The organism is Vibrio sp. Hal054 (assembly GCF_037162405.1).
GTDB lineage: Bacteria > Pseudomonadota > Gammaproteobacteria > Enterobacterales > Vibrionaceae > Vibrio > Vibrio diazotrophicus.
Genome location: NZ_JARLUT010000002.1, coordinates 829459 through 846396, shown reverse-complemented (window position 1 = coordinate 846396; position 16938 = coordinate 829459). Strand labels below are relative to the sequence as shown.

Genomic DNA, 16938 nt, shown 5'->3' with positions numbered 1-16938 from the left:
GAGTTATAAACAATGGATGCAATTGATAGAGCCGTATCCCAGTGGGGTAAAGAGAGGCCGGATCTCAACACGACGCCAATGGCTATGATAGGACGCCTGATGCGTCTGTCTAAGATTCTTGAAGGCCGAATAGCGGAAGTTCACAAGAAATATGATTTAAAAATGGGTGAGTTTGATGTTCTTGCGACTTTACGCAGAGCTGGTGCTCCTTATCGGCTGACACCTTCTGAGTTGCTTAGCTCTATGCTTTTAACATCGGGAGCTATGACAAACCGATTGGATAAGTTGGAAAGTAAAAACCTTATACTTCGCCAGCACAGCCAAGCCGATCGACGTAGCATCGAAGTTGAGCTGACGGAAGATGGTTTGGCTTTGGTTGAAGCGTTGGTCACAGAACATGTAAAGGCTCAGGAAGAACTTGTGGTTGGTTTATCAAAGGCAGAACAACAACAAATAGGTCAATGTTTGAAGCTGTGGCTTAAAATATTCGAAGATTAAGAAGGAAGGCGAAACCGATGGATGTGCAGCGTTTAGAAGAGTATTTAAACAACCTACCGCAGGCTGAAGCGAGTAATCCTTTCGGGCCGGATCCTTTAGTTTTTAAGATACGCGACAAAATGTTTGCGTATCTTGCATTCGATACTGAAAAACCGTTCGTTACCTTAAAATGCGAGCCTCAAGACGGCGCGTTTCTTACCGACCAGTTTGATGCGATTAAACCGGGTTATCATATGAATAAACGACACTGGATTTCTGTCATTTTGGACGGAGATGTTGAACCTGAAATGATAGAAGATCTGTGTTTGAGATCATTCCGATTAGTCGTGAGTAAGCTGAAAAAATCAGATAGGGAAGCGCTTCAATTATTGATGCCTTAATGTTTCCCGCTTTCTCTTTGACCAATAAAAAATGCAACGCACAGGTTGCATTTTTTATCTGTCTTTAGCATATCGGCGTATTAAGCCATTTGAGATTCTAACCGCTTTGCGCCTCGCAACATCGCCTCAATCAGTTCTGTTGCATTAAACTTCTCAAGTGCTTCATGTGCGCCAACCTGATGAGCTCTGTCGACACAAATTTCACTTGATAGTGAAGTGTGCAGAATGATGTAGGCATGGCTTAGTGATTTATCATTTTGTACTTCAAACGCAAGCTCATAGCCATCAAGGCCTGGCATTTCAATATCACTGACGAGTAGGTCGATAGCGTTGTTTTCGTTCGCCATCTTCTTCATAAACTCAGCCGCTTCATTTCCGTTCTTGCACACGTAGTATGGGATGTTAATTCGGTCTAACGCATCCGATAACTGTTTGCGGGCAATCGATGAATCGTCTACAAGTAAAATATTTAGTGCTTTAAGACGTTCACGTTCTACGTCTGTCAGCATTGGTACCTTGGTCGATTCATATTGCGGGTAAATTTTTGAAAGCAGTAATTCGACATCGAGCAACTGAACAATTTTGTCTTCGTAACGTGTAATCCCAGTAACAAAAACATTTTTACCAGCGGTGCTTGGCGCTGACTCAATAGCGCGCCAGTTACAGTCAATGATTTTTTCAATGCTGCGAACCATAAACGCCACGACGGTACGCAAACAATCAGTAACGATTAAATAACTTTTTTCGTACTCGTTTGGGGCAATAGGTCGAAAACCAATCGCAGCAGCCATGTCGATCACTGGTATCGTTAAATTACGAAACGTGACCGTACCTATCACATGGTGATGTGAATAAGGGATCTGAGTCATCGGCATATAGGGCACAATTTCGCGAACTTTTAATGTTCCAATAGCGAACAGCTGCTTTTGCAGGTTCAAAGTGAACATTAACATCCCTTGTGACTGATTTGCCTTACTTATTGTCTTAGCCATAGTGGTACTACTTCAATAACTTTACTGGTAACTATACTAACGCATATTGCCATATCATCAACGGGTGGCATTGATTTAGACGCTTATTTTCTATTTTAGTTTTCAAAAAGTGGGGTGCGTGTCCCTTTAGCTTAGGTTAGACTTCGCGCTTTAGAAATGAGGAGAGAATGAAATGGCAAGAACCGCAGCAGCCCTTCACATTTTGGTTAAGCACAAAGAGCAAGCGGAAGATATCATTCAGCAGCTTAAAAAGGGCGCCAAATTTCAGGTGCTGGCAAAGAAGCACTCGTTATGCCCATCAGGTAAAAAAGGTGGAGACCTAGGCGAATTTCGTCAGGGTCAAATGGTGCCACAGTTTGATAAAGCTTGCTTTCAAGGTGAAATTCTCACCCCTCAGCTAGTAAAAACGAAGTTCGGTTGGCATGTGCTAAAAGTTCTCTATAGAACATAGCAACAACACACTTTATCGTTAGTTTTTATGAGCCCCCTAAGCACTATGTTTAGGGTTTTTTATTATGATGTAGAGTTAGTTGGCTTGAATACCCAAGGAGAGCATCAATGTATTGATCGTTTCTTCTAGCCATTGAGTAATAAGCTCATTTCGCCATTTCACGCCATACACATAGCCAAAGTGGCCTTCTAGAATCGGAAGGCTTTCATGCATCTGAATGCTTGTATAACGGTCATCGAGTTGGTCAATTAAGTGTGTTGAGCATGGAAAAAGTAAATCCCTCTTACCAATAGCATCCAAAATTACACTTAGGTGAGTGGTGCGTAATTGGATTCTCGGTTCGACATTGAAAGGTCTTAACAGTCGAGAAATATGTTGTTCTTTCTCATTCCAATCTTTGATGATGTGGACTGCAAATGGGTAGTATGTAAAGTCATCTAAGCTTATCACCTTGTTTGCGAGCGGGTGTTTTTTGCTACAAACGATACCGAAGTGATCTCTTCCTCCTTTTCTTTGCACAAAGTGTTTTGGCAACTCCATAGGAAAATAGTTAATTCCGAATTGAATCTCGCCAGCATCGATTTTGCGGGTGGTGGTTTCTGTCCAATCCTCAATGGTTAAATTAATGAGAGGAGCCTTCTCAGAGAGGTGTTGAGCGAGAGGAGCCGCAAACCATTGGCCGATTGAGCTGTTCATCGCAATATTCAAGTTACGAGTCTCTGTCGAAGGATCAAACCTAACCGATTGATCTACCAATTTATTAATGGCTCCGAGTATCTCAGGCAATTGTGTTTTGAGGTTTTCCGCTCTTGGTGTAAGAGTCATCTGCCCTCCACTGCGTACCAGTAGGTCGTCAGCGAATAACTCTCTTAACCGCTTCAGCGAGCGGCTAATTGCCGGCTGGCTGGTGGTTAACTTATCTGCAGTGGTGGTTGTGTTTTGTGTTTCTAGCAAAACTGAGAGTACTTTCAGCAAGTTGTAGTCGAAATTAATCATGAGTAGCTCTAGTTCGTTGACTTGATTGAACTATATCAAATTTGATATGTACTGAATACCAAGTCGTTATTTCCAATATAATCATCGCCTATTTATAGTGGTTTCATCAATTCAGATACCAAGTAGGTCTCAAAGATGAAAACAACAACTAAAATCCTTACCGCTGCCCTAAGTGCTGCTCTGTTGAGCACGGGTGCTTTTGCTAGCGCAAGTACGGCTCCTTTAACTCAAAATGAGCAAGAACTGGCAAAAAATGCATATATCTACGCATATTCAATTGATGAAGCGTATAAATTTTTCTACGAGACAGCGGTAAAAGATGATTATCCGTTGAATCAGTTTAAGAATATTCGCCACATTGCTGACGATAGCTACACTGATCACGTAACTATCAACAATGATACCCTGCACCTTATGGGTTGGTTGGATGTAGCAGCAGAACCTGTAATTGTAAGCGTTCCAGATATGGACGAAGGTCGTTACTGGATCCTACACACTATGGACATGGGGCATTACACTAACGCAATGATTGGTTCTCGTACTCGTGGTACGAAAGGTGGACAGTTCATGTTTGTCTCACAATCATGGGATGGTGAAGTTCCAGCATCTGTTGATGAAGTAATTCGTGTTGAAAGTAACTTAACAAAGCTAATGGGTCGTATCATGGCAGTAGGACCTGATGATGAGAAGGTTGCTCTTAACTACATGGACCAGTGGACAATTCGTACCTTATCTGCATATTTAGGCGAGAAAGGTCCAAAACCTGTTGAGCGTCAATATCTAACATTTGAAGATTCAAATTGGCTTCAACGAGTTAACACAATGTTGTGTGATGGCACAATGGGTGATGCTGACAAGCAATGGATTGAACAGTACAAATCTATTGGTATTGAAGCTTGTAAAACAGATTTCACAGATAAACAGTTAGAGCTAGCGAAAATTGGTGAAAAACTCGGTATGGAGCGCCTAACTGAACTTGCTCCACAAATGACAGATGCAAGATCACTACTTGGTACACGAGATACTTTAGGTGACGGTGATCGAGAACTGTTTGCTGAAGGTACTTACTTAGGTCAGTGGGGGCTACCACCAGTTGAGGCTTCTTATCGTAAAACAGATTTTGATGGTAACGGTGAAAAGCTCGACGGGAGCAAAGGCGACTACGTGATGCGCTTTAAAGCTCCAAATGTGTCAGAATTTTGGTCAGTAACGGTTTATGGTAATGATGATCGTTTAATGGCACATAACAGTATCAACCGTCATAGTCGTGGTGACAGAACGCTGAAAGCAGATAAAGATGGTTATTACACTATTCATATGAGTGCAGAAGGTGATGCGAAGGACGCGAATTTCTTGCCAGTACCTAAGAAGCCATTCTATCTAATTATGCGTTACTATGGTCCAGATGAAGATATTCAAAGTGGCAAAACAGCGATGCCAGAAGTGGTAAAAGTCCAGTAGGTTTAGACTTATAGTAAAAAACGCCCAACCTTTTGTTGGGCGTTTTTTATTGGGCGAGATACGTACTTTGATAACAGTAAATAGTGAAATGAATTGATCTGTCTTTCAGCGGTTAGAGGGGTCCACTTTAGTTGGTCACGGCATTAATGTAAGTTACTAGAACTTGGGGTCTCAATTGCGCTCTTCGTTGTATTTAGTGTTTGATGTCTTGTTGAATGTTTCCATGTTAAGTATCAACAATAAAAAAACGCTCGAAAATGAGCGTTTTTGTAAATTTAATTTGTTAACTAATCATTGATTAAAACTGGTAGTTATATTCAATACGATGATCGCCATCGCCAAAGTTAACCTTCTCATTCCAGTTTGCAAAGTAGCGAATATTAGAACGAGGTGTTAGCTGATAAGAAATGGCAAATTCGTGGGTCAGGATATTGTTGTCTCCAGCAAAGTTACCATTCTTGTAGGTATCCGAACCCGAAAGTGTGTGCATATACATTGGGTTGTAGTTGATCCAAATTTTGTCGGTTAATGCCACTTTAGAGTACATACCGACAACAGTAAAAGTCCCTGGGATTTCATAACCGTCATCTTCGGTGTTTTGAACCGTCACACCCGCACCTGCAAGAGGGTAAAGGTTTAAGAATCCACCAATTTGAGGAAGTGCTTGAAGAATACTGTATGAGGCATTTAACGTTTCACTATCAACGTCATATGTCATGTCTAGCTGACGACCTTGACCATTTTTGATGTTTGCTTGGAAGTTGCGTAGACGGAAAGAGTCAATACTGTCGTCAACAGAACCATACATAGGTTTGTCGTTATCTCGAAAACCTAACATCTCGCCACCGATGCCTTTAAGCTCAAACACATTCATTGCGGCAACGTTTTCTTTACCAGAATCGTAGGTTTGACCCACTTTAAGGTTTAAACCTTTATCAGTAATACCAACACCACCTTGGGTAAACACCGCGAGTGGGTCGGACATATCTTGGACTTCACTAGCTTGCTCTTCTGCGATAGAGCTGAATGAGGTGATGGTGGCAACTAAACTGAGAAGAGAAAGAGGTAGCGCTTTGTTCATAGTTAATGTACTCGATAAATTGGTTTTCAGATAACTAGTAAGCATTGTTTTTGTATAAAAATATAACAACTCGCTTATAGGATGGATTTGATTTATTAGAACATCATGTTTTATATATTAGCTTAAACGTGGGAGTATTAGATTAGGGATGTTGGGAAAGTTGTTCTTTCCTAATCGGAAAGACTAAAGAAGTAATTTTCTATTAAGTGATATTTTGAATTTTCCAATTTGGAATACCTTTTTATATTTAAGCGTACATCGCTCTTTAAACTACTCAAATGCATTCTTAAAAATAAGACAGATAATTAACCTTATGAATTTATTAAATTAATTGTCAGATTCTTATGATTATTAATTTAGGCGGATTTTGTCCCATTGACTTATTCTCTATCAACGTTAGTTTTACATAAGTCAGGTCTATGGTTAGGAGTTTTTATAATGACAGAAAGCAAAAAACTAAACGTACGATTACTTTCTGATGTCTGCATGCAATCGCGTTTACTTAAAGATGCGCTGGAATCTAAGCTTCCAATAAAGATAGAAATTTCTCCTTTTTGCGATATGTGGATGCAGGAAAACAATCCTTCCTGTCAAGATACTCAGTTAGTCCTTATCGATTATGCTCGACTCGATGATCACGCTCTTTCTGACTATGCTTCTTTCAAGCACTTATGTTGTACGGAAGCTCGAGAAGTTGTACTAAATTGTCCAAGTGAGATTGAAGCCAAAGATTTATTTAAGTGGCAGTGTTTGGCGGGGGTGTTCTACGCTGATGACGACATTGATGTGTTAGTTAAGGGAATGGGGAAAATTATAAAAGGTGAAATGTGGTTAACTCGTCGTTTAGCACAAGAATATATTTTGCACTATCGTTCTGGAAACTCAGTTGTTACTTCACAAATGTTTTCAAAATTAACCAAGCGTGAACAGCAAATAATTAAGTTACTTGGTAGTGGAGCTTCAAATATTGAGATAGCGGAACAGTTATTTGTTAGTGAAAATACGGTAAAAACACACCTTCACAACGTATTTAAGAAAATTAATGCCAAGAATCGTCTTCAAGCGTTAATTTGGGCAAAAAACAACATTGGAATTGAAGAAGTTAGTCAATAATAAAAACGTTTAATGAATTAAAAATAATCTAATTAAAAAGTTTATATTTTAGAAGGCAGCTAAGCTGCCTTCCATTTCTTAAACCACCATCTATGAAAATGGATTTTTACACTACAGATATCTTATTCTACAAACACTGCCGTTCCGCTCACGGAAACCATTAACATTCCGTTAGTTTTACCAAAGGTTTCATAATCTAAGTCAATTCCGACAACAGCGTTTGCACCAAGCTCTTTTGCGCGAGCTTCAAGTTCGGCTAACGCTATAGTTCGTGCTTTTTGCAATTCGTGTTCGTAGGTCGCAGAGCGCCCACCAACGATATCTCGAATGCCAGCGAACAGGTCTTTAAATATGTTAGCACCAAGAATGGCTTCACCAGCAATAACGCCGCAATAACGAACGATACGCTTGCCTTCTACATTAGGCGTAGTAGTTACGATCATAGGAAGCTCCCAATGAATAATCTTGTGGTTTGTTTTTGTTATACCACCTTCAACCTATTAATGCTTAACTATTTGGATTTATCACTTAATAACTTGATTTATAAGTAATAAGTTTAATAATTAATTTTGTTCCTTAAGATTAAGATGTTGATTTGCTGTTGTGGCAAAGGCTGGTTATAACGCTTTCTTTTTCCTCGTAGTGAAAAACTTATGGCGCTAGAAAAGTTGTTAGACTCCATTGCCGAAAAAGGTTGGTACGTCTGGGATGGTTTTCTACCCCTTGAACAAGTTAAGTTGCTCAAGAACTGTGCTTCAGATGATTGGCAGCGTGCGCGTATTGGTAGAAACGAAGATACTCAAAGAGCCAGTGAAATTCGTCGCGACAAAATTCAGTGGCTAGATTCCGACATGGGACAACCCGTACAGGATTACCTAGAGCGAATGGAGTTTATTCGTCGAGAGGTTAATCGGTCTCTATTCCTAGGGCTGTTTGAATATGAGGCTCATTTTGCACAGTATGAAGTTGGCGATTTTTACAAGAAGCATTTGGATGCTTTCCGGGGAAATGAAAGTCGTAAGCTGACAACCGTTTTCTATATGAACGAAGATTGGCGTGATACCAACGGTGGTGAACTGAAAGTTTATGACCTGAACGATCAACCAATTCAAACCATTGCTCCAATCGCTGGTCGGTTAGTTGTGTTTCTTTCAGAGCAATTCCCACATGAAGTACTTCCTGCTCATGCGAAACGTTACAGTATTGCAGGCTGGTTTCGAACTAATGGTGTCAGCGAAAGTCGGTTTGATATTCTCTCCTAAATAAAAAACAGGCATTTGCCTGTTTTTTATTGTCATCCCTAAATCACCGCCTTAGCGGTGGTGATTGTTTTATACAAGCGCCAATTAACTTCGAGTTTGTTTTAGGTACTGAGGTTGCAGTATATACATGCGTTTTACATCTCGGTATTGCCCGTTGATAAAGAATTCTTCGACCAAGTGTCCTTCTTCAATAAAGCCGCACTGTTGATAGAGGTGAAGCGCTTTTTCATTCTCAATCGCCACATGCAAGTAAATTTTGTGAAGATTAAGGATAGTGAATGAGTAATCTAACGCTTTGTTAATTAGCGTATTTGCGTACCCTTTTCCTTGGTGTTCAGGTGTAATAATGATCTGAAATTCAGCACTACGGTGAATGTAGTCAATTTCAATAATTTCAACCAAACCAATCAGGGATTTATTCTCATCTTCAACGACAAAGCGTCTTTCCGCGTTATCGTGAATGTGCTTGTTGTAAAGTTCTTCTAGCTCATCAAAAGACTCATATGGCTCTTCAAACCAATAAGACATGATGTTTCTGTTGTTATTTAAATTATGGATAAATCTAAGATCGCCACGTTCTAGCGCTCGAAGTGATAAATTCTGTTTCATGTTGATGTCTCGTACAGGTGATACGGATTTATATCATTGTTTTATTACAGTTTAATCTTCTACTCTTTGTCAAAACTATCTACCACAATCGCGCCCATGGAGGCGGGCATAGTGATAACGATGATGCGCTTGAACGCTAATATGGGGTTATCGATGATGGGCAATTTGTTCAAGGCAAATAACACCAAACCGACCACTAAAGCAGCAAGCAAATAAGCGATAGCAATGCGAAAAATAAATACAGAGATTCGATGTTTAATATCTCGTTGAAACACGCTTTGATATGCGAATACGCCCAGAAAACACAAAGAAAGGCTCATTAGAAACAGCAAATTGGTCGTTGGCAATGTCGTACCCAGTTGCCAGGCTTCTTCTGAGAAGGAAATGGGAACGGCCAATGCGAAAGCTCCCACACACACTTGACTGGCATCTTCCATATTGAAGCTAAAATTCTTCATTCAAACTCCTTCTGTTTTAACTAACTGTACGCTTTGCCTAGCGTTTGTCCACGGGGATTTTATACAACACTAGGAAATTGCGTAACTTTTGTCATTGTTCTGCCCTGAAAACGTAACGGGTCTGACATATGCACATTAAATACTGTTGTAAATGAATAGCAATAGCGGGCAGTTGAATGAAAGTAACCATATTTGGCACTGGATACGTGGGGTTGGTTCAGGCCGCAGTACTGAGTGGTGCTGGACATAATGTGTGTTGTGTGGATGTTGACGCTGAAAAAATAGACAAACTGCAAAGAGGTGAAATCACCATCTATGAACCAGGCCTAGAGCAACTCGTTAACAACAACATTGCTGGTGGACATCTATGTTTTACCTCTTCTGCAGAAGAAGGCGTTGAGTTTGCGGATGTAATATTTATCGCTGTTGGAACGCCGCAAGACGAAGATGGTTCAGCAGATCTAAGCTATGTATTGGAAGTGGCGAAAACAATCGCGACATTTTCTTGCCATAGGAAAATCGTCATCAATAAATCCACTGTCCCCGTTGGTACAGCACAACAAGTGAGCGAAGTATTGAGGGTGACTCGAGGGAATTTAGGTTTACCGCCAATACATTTCCCAGTCGTATCCAATCCTGAATTCCTCAAAGAGGGAAGCGCCGTAACTGACTGTATGCGTCCAGATAGGATTGTGATTGGGCTCGATGAAACGGACAGACATTTCGCAGAAGTGAAAGATCTGATGCGAGAGCTGTATGCACCTTTCAATCGTAACCACGAGAAAATTCTGTTTATGACCGTGAAATCGGCGGAGCTCACCAAGTATGCAGCTAACTGTATGTTAGCGACCAAAATCAGTTTCATGAATGAAATTGCCAACATTGCTGATAAGCTTGGTGCGGACATTGAACAGATACGCAAAGGAATAGGCAGCGATGAAAGAATTGGTTATCACTTCATTTATCCCGGTTGCGGTTATGGTGGTTCTTGCTTTCCCAAAGATGTTCAAGCCCTGATCCGCTCGTCTGAGAAAATAGGTTATGAAAGTGAAATTCTCAAGGCAGTTGAAAACACCAACTATCATCAAAAAAGAAAACTCTTTGAGAAAATCTGTGCTCATTGGGAAGGGGAGGCCAACCTAAAGGGCAAAACGTTTGCACTATGGGGACTGGCTTTTAAGCCTAAAACCGATGATATGCGAGAAGCGCCTAGCCGTGTGCTGATGGAAGCCTTGTGGTCTGCTGGAGCGACTGTACAAGCCTATGACCCCAAAGCGATGGAGGAAACTCAGAGGCTTTATTCTTTACGTAACGACCTTCTATTGATGGGAACCAAAGAAGCGACATTAAAAGGTGCAGATGCTTTGATTATTTGTACAGAGTGGCAGAATTTTAAAGCGCCCGACTTCAATTTAATTTATTCAGAGTTGAGTGAGCCTGTAATATTTGATGGGCGAAATCTGTTCGAACCGAGAAGGATGTCGGCGAGGGGATTCACTTATTGGTCTATTGGTAGAGAAGTTGCCCGCCCAGATTAACAAAGGCGGGCATAGATCTGGCTGGTTTAGAGAATCGTTGTGCTCTCTTGCATATAGCGCTTCATTACTGGGCTCTCCATCTGTTTTTTATCGGCTGGTTCCCATAGACCTTTCTGTATGCCGTCAATAATCATATGTATTACAGCGGAGTCGATGGCTGACATCACCGCTATATTGACGGGTTCGTTATTGGTATAACCCGATTCCATTTCAAGTAAGTCTTGGTAAGCGATGTAACGGAAAACACTACCACTTAAAGCGTGAGAAAAAATGGTTTTGCTGGTAGTGACACTAAGTAAGATTTGTCCCGTTCGAACATCGACTGCACGTAAGTTAACGGTCACTTGATCCATGCGATACTCGCCATAAGTAGCAAGTCCGAAATAGCCGATACCGTGACCACCACTTTTCAAGTCGGACTCGTATCCAATAATGCCACCCTCAATGACTAAGTTTGCCGATTTTAACGCAGGTAAGTCGTCTCCAATATTAACCGGGGCTTCATCTTTCTTTTGCGCGGCTCGAATGATTTTCCGTTCTGTAAGTAAGTTCTGTAATCCCTCTCGCTCTAACGGCAAAAACCACTTGGAGTCCAACAATGAAGAGGTCAGCATTGATGTGCCTCCCTGTGGTACCGCAGTTGCAAAGGTACTTGAAGGGTAGTCTTTGTATTGACCTGTTTGGTCGCGAAAATCATATACGGAGACCATAATCTTCCCTTTAGGGAGAGGGAGATTAATAAGGTCTTTGTATATAGCCCCTCTAGGCGCTAGTGTCGGATACTCCTCTGCATCGGGAGTATCCATAAAGTTTGAGCACCCTGTAAGTAAGAGCGCTAGAGTCACTGCTAGGTAAAGTCCTTTTTTCATTTTTTATCTTCCTGAACTACAAACCTGTAACTTCGATTGTGGTGGATTCACCAGTCGATTTATCTATAACGGTGATGGTTAAAAACCCGTCATTGTCGGTGATGGTTAGTGTGTAATCGTCGGTTTCTAGACTTCCCGGTTCTCCGCTGGAAATTAATTCACTTAACAGCCGTGATTGTAAAGAGGAGAGGAGTGAAGATACCGATGAAGTACCTTTTTTCGTTTTATCGGGATCTTCGTAATCATTGATTGCTTCTGCTCTGGCAAACAAATGTGAAGTGTTTAGAGGGTTACCGCCAAATGTTGGGTTTATCGGCTTGTAAGTCAGTTTGGATGCAAATACAGGTGAAGCCACTAAACTGCAACTGATTAAGCTAAGACTGATTATGAGTGCTTTTTTCAACCTGAAATTTGAATGTTCAGGCTGAAAACACTGTTTAGAAACAACCAGAGTTTTCATAATTTTCCCTTGTAAGCATTTATTATATTTCGTCATGTGCGAGATCGAATGTGTCGGAATACATCCGTTGTATTCTCCACTTGGTTAAATAGTCCTGTACGGTTCTTACCGCTTTTGCTGCCTGCTCTTTCGACTCCTTCATTTTTGGCGAAAGACTGGTGCGAAAAACAACCTTTTGCGAATGCCAAATTGTCATGATGGTTCCAAACTTGGCTGTCGTTTTTTCGGTTATGGTTAAATTCTCTTTTAGGTTTTCTTCACTCTCGTTGAGCTGTTGTGCGAACTCTGAATAAAACATACTTCCGATTCGAGTCATGGTTCTGTCTATGATGAGGCCATTGACTTCATCTAAAGAGTCATGTTCTCCATCTTCTAATTGTTGCGAGTCTTCTATCGGAGATTGGTCGCCAGCACTTTCCTTTGCATGCAAATAGGAAGCATGTAATGAGAAATACACAAAAAAAATAATCAGAAACGTATTAATTTTAAGCGTCATAGATGACTCTTATAAAAGTGATTAAGACGAATTAATAATAAGAGTTAATTGTCAGTAATTGTATAAACCAAAGTACTAGAATTGCACAAATAAATTAGTATTTTTGTATTTGGTTTTACATAAATATAACAACCAAAAAATTAAAAAATAAATATCAATTTTAATTTAAAGTTGATGGTTTAAAATCATAGGCAGCTCTAACCTAATTAACGAGAACACGGTGTTCTCTAATGAAGGAGGAGTTATGTCCATCCGGAATAATGCCTGCTTCAGTATGCTAGTGATGGGTATCGCTTTGTATTTGGCAATGTCGAACCTAGCTTGGGCGAACAAGGATCTTGGTGGTCAAGCTTATTATCAGTCAGAGAGTAATCATGGAGGCGATGATCGTCACCATGAGAACTTTAACAATAGAAGACATACTCAAGTAGGTAAGTTCGGCTACGGCTTGGACTTAAGTAATTTCAACGAGTTAGATTCTATGCCAACTGACGATAATTATGCTGAAGTCGTCTTGGAAGACTCGATATTAGGAAATGTCTATATCGAGCAGGGTAGTTCTATTGCAGGTAATAAAGCGAAAGTAGTCCAGTCAGACAGCGTAGGGAGTGAGGCTGGGATTTGGCAATATGGTGGGGATAATACTGCTTTAATAACTCAAACGGGTAAGTTTAATAAAGCTTACATTGCTCAGTATGGTTATGGAAATAAAGCTTGGATTAATCAAGCTGGAAATAATAATACTGCTGCAATTATCCAATATGGATATGGAAGTTCTTTGAGTATTAATCAAACGGGTAGTAATAACAAAGCCATTATTGTCGACAACGGAGGTTCTAATTATGGCATTAGTCAAAATGGTAATGACTATGTGGCCATAGTTGGGGGCTATGGTATCAATGTGTATGTTACTCAAAATTAATCGACAACACATTTAGATACTTGTCTATTCAAATGTAACAATATGATATAAAGGAAATTGTCATGAAAACTAAATTGGCATTAATAATTGCAGCAACGTTGGCTTCAGGTAGTGTTCTTGCAAACAACACAGCAGACGTAGATTTATTTATGACTTCAGATTCTGAAGTCACTGTAGTCCAAGTGTCTCCTGACGCAGGTAACGCAGCCGTTATTGGATCTTACGGTGTAGATGATTCTACATTATCTATCTCTCAGGTCGGCGGTGAAAATGACGCCAAGATTTTCGCAGTAGGTGTGGATGACGGTAATTTCAGCATCAGCCAAACAGGTAACAGTAACGAAGCTCTTATTAAAACTGATAACAGTCCATGGGAGCATTATTCTTATGATCACGATACTGTTTCTATCACTCAAAATGGCGATAGCAACAATTCTAAAGTGTTATTGAAAGGTGGTACTGATGATGCAAATGTTTCGCTAGATGTCACTGGCACATTTAATGAAACTAGCGTTGTGTTGAACAGAGGCGATGGCAGCATCGTTACTGGTACAGTAAACGGAGCAAGCAACATGGCTGACGTTTACGTTGATGATAGCTTTGACAATAACATTACCTTTAAACAAACAGGCGACTCCAACAGCATTGATCTTGATGTAACTGGATGGAGTGACAACAACACCATTGATATCGACCAAAGAGGCTCGCTTGCGGCAGCTAATGTATCTGTGTACTGGGGTAGTACAGAAAACACTATCAATGTTACTCAGACATATGGTGATGTTGCGAATGTTAATGTAGGTGCTAGCACAAATAACACTGTTACCGTTGCTCAATACTAACCGTTGGTTATGTTAGTACGTTATTTAGCGGCGCTTTGCGCCGCTTTTCTAGTCTCATTAAGTGCGATAGCAATGGATAGTTCATCATTGAGTCTTTATGGTGGAGCGCTTCAGTTCGAATGTACTCAGGACGCGCAACGAGTCAAACTTACCGCGAAAACGGGCAAGCAGTTTGCTGCAAAAATCGTAGCGAGTGCGGCTTCGGGCAACAAAATGAGTTATGGATTCTCTAATCGTAGTTCCTTGAATTTAGGCTTTGGCGTTAATGATTTACCCATTCGTTTTGAAGTGATTAGTGAAAGTGAAGGAACTGAATCTTTTACGCTTGAAGCTGGATGCCAACTGAAATCAAATACGTCCTCTTAAGATCTAATCGCCATAATTGAGTTTGCTCACTCGACATGCGTTGTGACCAAGTTGTTCAGATCTTCATTTGTGGATATCCAAATAGCACTATTACATTGGAGAATCGAGATGAACACACTCGAACAAACATTACAGGGTGTTGGGGCTGGCTTGATAACACTTTCAGTGTTTCTTGAATTCAACGTGTCAGCTCACGCTTTGCAATTAGTAGAACTAATAAAGTCAGTACTGTAATCGTTGCATCTAACCTTACTAGATAATTGTCGGCTGATGATAAGACTGATGATGGGGAAGATTACGCGTTAAAGCGCAGTTTTGTCTATTAATAGGCTTGTTGTTTTAAATATTCGTTATCCAATTCGCTCTACATGCCAAATAAAAGCGTCCTCTTAATGAGTAATTAAGAGGACGCTTAATAAGTCTGTCTTTAATGCATTTTATGCTTCTGGAAGCTCAACGCCTTTTTCTTTAAACAGACGGCGGCATGCGCGGCCATCACTATGGAACAGGTGACAACGGTGCGCTGGAATACCAATCGACAGCACATCATCTGTTTCAACATCTAGCGTATCTGGCTGACGATAGATCACATCTGAGTCAGAGCCTTTGAGGTTCATGTAAACCTGAGTTTCATTACCCAGCTTCTCAACCATCATCACTTTACCTTCAATGATAGCGTCACCTTCACTTGCAGTGAGCAAGTGTTCTGGGCGAACACCTAAAGACATGCGCTCACCACGGTTTACAGTTGTTCCATCTACAGGAATCCAGAATGTCGTGCCATTAGAAAGTTGGACCATTACTCGGTCTTTCTCTACCGCTTCAATGAATACGCTCATAAAGTTCATTTTTGGTGAGCCGATGAAGCCTGCGACAAAACGGTTTCTAGGGTAGTGGTAGAGCTCAAGAGGTTGACCTACTTGCGATACATATCCCGCATCAAGCACAACAATTTTGTCAGCCATTGTCATTGCTTCTACTTGGTCATGGGTAACATAAATCATGGTGCAACCCAGTTTGCGTTGCAGCTTAGTGATTTCTGAACGCATTTGCACTCGAAGTGCCGCATCTAGGTTTGATAAAGGTTCATCAAGCAGGAATACGTTAGGTTGAGACACCAAAGTACGACCGATGGCAACACGCTGACGTTGACCACCTGACAATGCTTTTGGTTGGCGGTCAAGCAAATGCGTCAACTGTAGAATGTCTGCAGCATGATCGACACGTTTATGAATTTCTTCTTTATCAGCTTTTGCCAGTTTCAAACCAAAAGACATGTTGTCATAAAGGTTTAGGTGAGGGTAAAGAGCGTATGACTGGAACACCATACCCACTCCACGTTTAGAAGGCTCAACATCGTTCATGCGTTGATCGCCGATGTACAAGTCACCGGATGTGATGTCTTCTAAGCCTGCAATGCAGCGAAGTAACGTCGATTTACCACAACCAGATGGACCTACGAATACAACGAATTCGCCTTCTTGAATGTCCAAATCAACATTCTTAGAAATCACTACATCGCCATAAGCTTTACAAACATTTTTTAACGTGACATTCGACATCTAGCTCGTCCTCGATCAACACTTTTTAATTACTATTGCTCATCATTGTACGACATTGTTTTGTGCAATGAACTACTAGCAATAATAGTAGGAATACATTTAAGTTAATGATTTCTCGACTTTGAGATGAATCATTTAAGTGGCTAATAATTTGGTGTAATCCCAATTCGCTTTTAGCCTTTATCGGTAAGAAAAGAAAGGGTGATGTATTTTAGTAATATTTGGGTAAACGCTGCTCGAAATCATACATCACCCCTCATAGCCAAAATTAGATACTTATTAATGCAAATATGTGTTCCCCCGGAACGACGAACTTGCGTCGTATGCACATTTGCTTAAGCAATCTAACCGGCAATGTAAACACCTAATGTTCGGTGCTAATAAAAGACTCTTACCATCCACTTTGGACGTAGTTAGTCTCTAAGATGTGAACCAAGATGACATCCTCCTAATCCATTTTTTTGTGGGGGTAGTAGACAGGGATGAGTAGGAGGAGGGGGAATAGGGCGTAGTTAGATCAAGCTCAAATAATTGATGCTTTTGAAGTTGAGCTCGCTCACAAGAAAATACCTTTTTGTGACT

General features: G+C 40.6%; 20 protein-coding genes. 10 read left to right on the top strand and 10 right to left on the bottom strand.

The genetic code is table 11. The annotated features are described in order from the left end of the window. Window positions 1-12: 12 nt before the first annotated feature. Together P4S58_RS19860 and P4S58_RS19855 are read left to right on the top strand one after the other, a co-directional pair. Window positions 13-498 (top strand): MarR family winged helix-turn-helix transcriptional regulator, encoded by a 486-nt coding sequence (locus P4S58_RS19860; protein WP_042485574.1) that lies wholly within the window; start codon window positions 13-15, stop codon window positions 496-498. Between the two features lie 17 nt (window positions 499-515). Beyond that, window positions 516-878, top strand: a complete 363-nt coding sequence (locus P4S58_RS19855; protein WP_042485577.1) for an MmcQ/YjbR family DNA-binding protein — start codon at window positions 516-518, stop codon at window positions 876-878. Between the two features lie 80 nt (window positions 879-958). Here the strand turns inward: P4S58_RS19855 and P4S58_RS19850 are convergent, their stop codons facing one another. Next, window positions 959-1870 (bottom strand): chemotaxis protein, encoded by a 912-nt coding sequence (locus P4S58_RS19850; protein ID WP_042485579.1) that lies wholly within the window; start codon window positions 1868-1870, stop codon window positions 959-961. 172 nt (window positions 1871-2042) lie between these two features. On the opposite strand from P4S58_RS19850, the gene ppiC reads away from it, so the two are divergent. Beyond that, entirely contained in the window at window positions 2043-2321 is a 279-nt protein-coding gene (gene ppiC / locus P4S58_RS19845) for a peptidylprolyl isomerase PpiC (protein WP_042485582.1), read from the top strand. A gap of 75 nt (window positions 2322-2396) precedes the next feature. Here the strand turns inward: ppiC and P4S58_RS19840 are convergent, their stop codons facing one another. Then, entirely contained in the window at window positions 2397-3317 is a 921-nt protein-coding gene (locus P4S58_RS19840; protein ID WP_337165343.1) for a LysR family transcriptional regulator, read from the bottom strand. A gap of 135 nt (window positions 3318-3452) precedes the next feature. Here P4S58_RS19840 and P4S58_RS19835 point away from each other — a divergent pair, with 135 nt between their 5' ends. Next, window positions 3453-4778, top strand: coding sequence for a DUF1254 domain-containing protein (locus P4S58_RS19835; protein WP_337165342.1), 1326 nt, complete (start codon window positions 3453-3455; stop codon window positions 4776-4778). A gap of 298 nt (window positions 4779-5076) precedes the next feature. Here P4S58_RS19835 and P4S58_RS19830 read toward each other — a convergent pair whose 3' ends face one another. Beyond that, window positions 5077-5859 carry a hypothetical protein gene (locus tag P4S58_RS19830; protein ID WP_337165341.1) on the bottom strand — a complete coding sequence of 261 codons (783 nt, stop codon included), beginning with the start codon at window positions 5857-5859 and terminating at the stop codon, window positions 5077-5079. A gap of 438 nt (window positions 5860-6297) precedes the next feature. Between P4S58_RS19830 and P4S58_RS19825 the strand changes: the two genes are divergently transcribed. Beyond that, the gene (locus tag P4S58_RS19825; protein WP_042485584.1) at window positions 6298-6972 is read left to right on the top strand and encodes a LuxR C-terminal-related transcriptional regulator; all 675 of its coding nucleotides are present in this window, start codon (window positions 6298-6300) and stop codon (window positions 6970-6972) included. 122 nt (window positions 6973-7094) lie between these two features. Here P4S58_RS19825 and P4S58_RS19820 read toward each other — a convergent pair whose 3' ends face one another. Continuing rightward, window positions 7095-7415, bottom strand: coding sequence for a heavy metal-binding domain-containing protein (locus P4S58_RS19820; RefSeq protein WP_042485586.1), 321 nt, complete (start codon window positions 7413-7415; stop codon window positions 7095-7097). A 210-nt stretch (window positions 7416-7625) separates the two neighbouring features. Here P4S58_RS19820 and P4S58_RS19815 point away from each other — a divergent pair, with 210 nt between their 5' ends. Continuing rightward, window positions 7626-8234, top strand: coding sequence for a 2OG-Fe(II) oxygenase (locus P4S58_RS19815; RefSeq protein ID WP_337165340.1), 609 nt, complete (start codon window positions 7626-7628; stop codon window positions 8232-8234). A gap of 84 nt (window positions 8235-8318) precedes the next feature. Here P4S58_RS19815 and speG read toward each other — a convergent pair whose 3' ends face one another. Next, a complete protein-coding gene (speG, locus tag P4S58_RS19810) occupies window positions 8319-8843 on the bottom strand; it encodes a spermidine N1-acetyltransferase (RefSeq protein WP_042485590.1) in 525 nt (174 codons plus the stop codon). Between the two features lie 59 nt (window positions 8844-8902). Continuing rightward, window positions 8903-9301, bottom strand: coding sequence for a DUF2391 family protein (locus tag P4S58_RS19805; protein WP_042485593.1), 399 nt, complete (start codon window positions 9299-9301; stop codon window positions 8903-8905). Between the two features lie 176 nt (window positions 9302-9477). On the opposite strand from P4S58_RS19805, the gene P4S58_RS19800 reads away from it, so the two are divergent. Next, a complete protein-coding gene (locus tag P4S58_RS19800; RefSeq protein WP_102969291.1) occupies window positions 9478-10839 on the top strand; it encodes a UDP-glucose dehydrogenase family protein in 1362 nt (453 codons plus the stop codon). Window positions 10840-10865: 26 nt separating this feature from the next. On the opposite strand, the gene P4S58_RS19795 is transcribed toward P4S58_RS19800, so the two are convergent. The 3 genes from P4S58_RS19795 to P4S58_RS19785 are packed head-to-tail and all read right to left on the bottom strand — an operon-like array spanning window position 10866 to window position 12664. Next, a complete protein-coding gene (locus tag P4S58_RS19795) occupies window positions 10866-11708 on the bottom strand; it encodes a CsgG/HfaB family protein (protein ID WP_042485599.1) in 843 nt (280 codons plus the stop codon). Between the two features lie 16 nt (window positions 11709-11724). Further along, on the bottom strand, window positions 11725-12168 hold the full coding sequence (locus P4S58_RS19790) for a curli assembly protein CsgF (RefSeq protein WP_337165336.1): 444 nt from the start codon (window positions 12166-12168) through the stop codon (window positions 11725-11727). A 22-nt stretch (window positions 12169-12190) separates the two neighbouring features. Then, on the bottom strand, window positions 12191-12664 hold the full coding sequence (locus tag P4S58_RS19785) for a curli production assembly/transport protein CsgE (protein WP_258006777.1): 474 nt from the start codon (window positions 12662-12664) through the stop codon (window positions 12191-12193). Between the two features lie 244 nt (window positions 12665-12908). Between P4S58_RS19785 and P4S58_RS19780 the strand changes: the two genes are divergently transcribed. The 3 genes from P4S58_RS19780 (at window position 12909) to P4S58_RS19770 (ending at window position 14794) form a co-directional block, all read left to right on the top strand. Next, window positions 12909-13586, top strand: coding sequence for a curlin subunit CsgB (locus P4S58_RS19780; protein ID WP_337165334.1), 678 nt, complete (start codon window positions 12909-12911; stop codon window positions 13584-13586). Window positions 13587-13648: 62 nt separating this feature from the next. Then, window positions 13649-14428, top strand: coding sequence for a curlin (locus P4S58_RS19775; RefSeq protein ID WP_102962435.1), 780 nt, complete (start codon window positions 13649-13651; stop codon window positions 14426-14428). A gap of 72 nt (window positions 14429-14500) precedes the next feature. After that, entirely contained in the window at window positions 14501-14794 is a 294-nt protein-coding gene (locus tag P4S58_RS19770) for a hypothetical protein (RefSeq protein ID WP_042485606.1), read from the top strand. A gap of 437 nt (window positions 14795-15231) precedes the next feature. Here P4S58_RS19770 and malK read toward each other — a convergent pair whose 3' ends face one another. Then, window positions 15232-16356, bottom strand: a complete 1125-nt coding sequence (gene malK / locus P4S58_RS19765) for a maltose/maltodextrin ABC transporter ATP-binding protein MalK (RefSeq protein ID WP_042485609.1) — start codon at window positions 16354-16356, stop codon at window positions 15232-15234. Window positions 16357-16938 lie beyond the last annotated feature (582 nt).

Coding starts and splice junctions, on each gene's coding strand:
- P4S58_RS19860 (WP_042485574.1), top strand. CDS start 13: ATGGATGCAATTGATAGAGCCGTATCCCAGTGGGGTAAAGAGAGGCCG.
- P4S58_RS19855 (WP_042485577.1), top strand. CDS start 516: ATGGATGTGCAGCGTTTAGAAGAGTATTTAAACAACCTACCGCAGGCT.
- P4S58_RS19850 (WP_042485579.1), bottom strand. CDS start 1,870: ATGGCTAAGACAATAAGTAAGGCAAATCAGTCACAAGGGATGTTAATG.
- ppiC (WP_042485582.1), top strand. CDS start 2,043: ATGGCAAGAACCGCAGCAGCCCTTCACATTTTGGTTAAGCACAAAGAG.
- P4S58_RS19840 (WP_337165343.1), bottom strand. CDS start 3,317: ATGATTAATTTCGACTACAACTTGCTGAAAGTACTCTCAGTTTTGCTA.
- P4S58_RS19835 (WP_337165342.1), top strand. CDS start 3,453: ATGAAAACAACAACTAAAATCCTTACCGCTGCCCTAAGTGCTGCTCTG.
- P4S58_RS19830 (WP_337165341.1), bottom strand. CDS start 5,859: ATGAACAAAGCGCTACCTCTTTCTCTTCTCAGTTTAGTTGCCACCATC.
- P4S58_RS19825 (WP_042485584.1), top strand. CDS start 6,298: ATGACAGAAAGCAAAAAACTAAACGTACGATTACTTTCTGATGTCTGC.
- P4S58_RS19820 (WP_042485586.1), bottom strand. CDS start 7,415: ATGATCGTAACTACTACGCCTAATGTAGAAGGCAAGCGTATCGTTCGT.
- P4S58_RS19815 (WP_337165340.1), top strand. CDS start 7,626: ATGGCGCTAGAAAAGTTGTTAGACTCCATTGCCGAAAAAGGTTGGTAC.
- speG (WP_042485590.1), bottom strand. CDS start 8,843: ATGAAACAGAATTTATCACTTCGAGCGCTAGAACGTGGCGATCTTAGA.
- P4S58_RS19805 (WP_042485593.1), bottom strand. CDS start 9,301: ATGAAGAATTTTAGCTTCAATATGGAAGATGCCAGTCAAGTGTGTGTG.
- P4S58_RS19800 (WP_102969291.1), top strand. CDS start 9,478: ATGAAAGTAACCATATTTGGCACTGGATACGTGGGGTTGGTTCAGGCC.
- P4S58_RS19795 (WP_042485599.1), bottom strand. CDS start 11,708: ATGAAAAAAGGACTTTACCTAGCAGTGACTCTAGCGCTCTTACTTACA.
- P4S58_RS19790 (WP_337165336.1), bottom strand. CDS start 12,168: ATGAAAACTCTGGTTGTTTCTAAACAGTGTTTTCAGCCTGAACATTCA.
- P4S58_RS19785 (WP_258006777.1), bottom strand. CDS start 12,664: ATGACGCTTAAAATTAATACGTTTCTGATTATTTTTTTTGTGTATTTC.
- P4S58_RS19780 (WP_337165334.1), top strand. CDS start 12,909: ATGTCCATCCGGAATAATGCCTGCTTCAGTATGCTAGTGATGGGTATC.
- P4S58_RS19775 (WP_102962435.1), top strand. CDS start 13,649: ATGAAAACTAAATTGGCATTAATAATTGCAGCAACGTTGGCTTCAGGT.
- P4S58_RS19770 (WP_042485606.1), top strand. CDS start 14,501: ATGGATAGTTCATCATTGAGTCTTTATGGTGGAGCGCTTCAGTTCGAA.
- malK (WP_042485609.1), bottom strand. CDS start 16,356: ATGTCGAATGTCACGTTAAAAAATGTTTGTAAAGCTTATGGCGATGTA.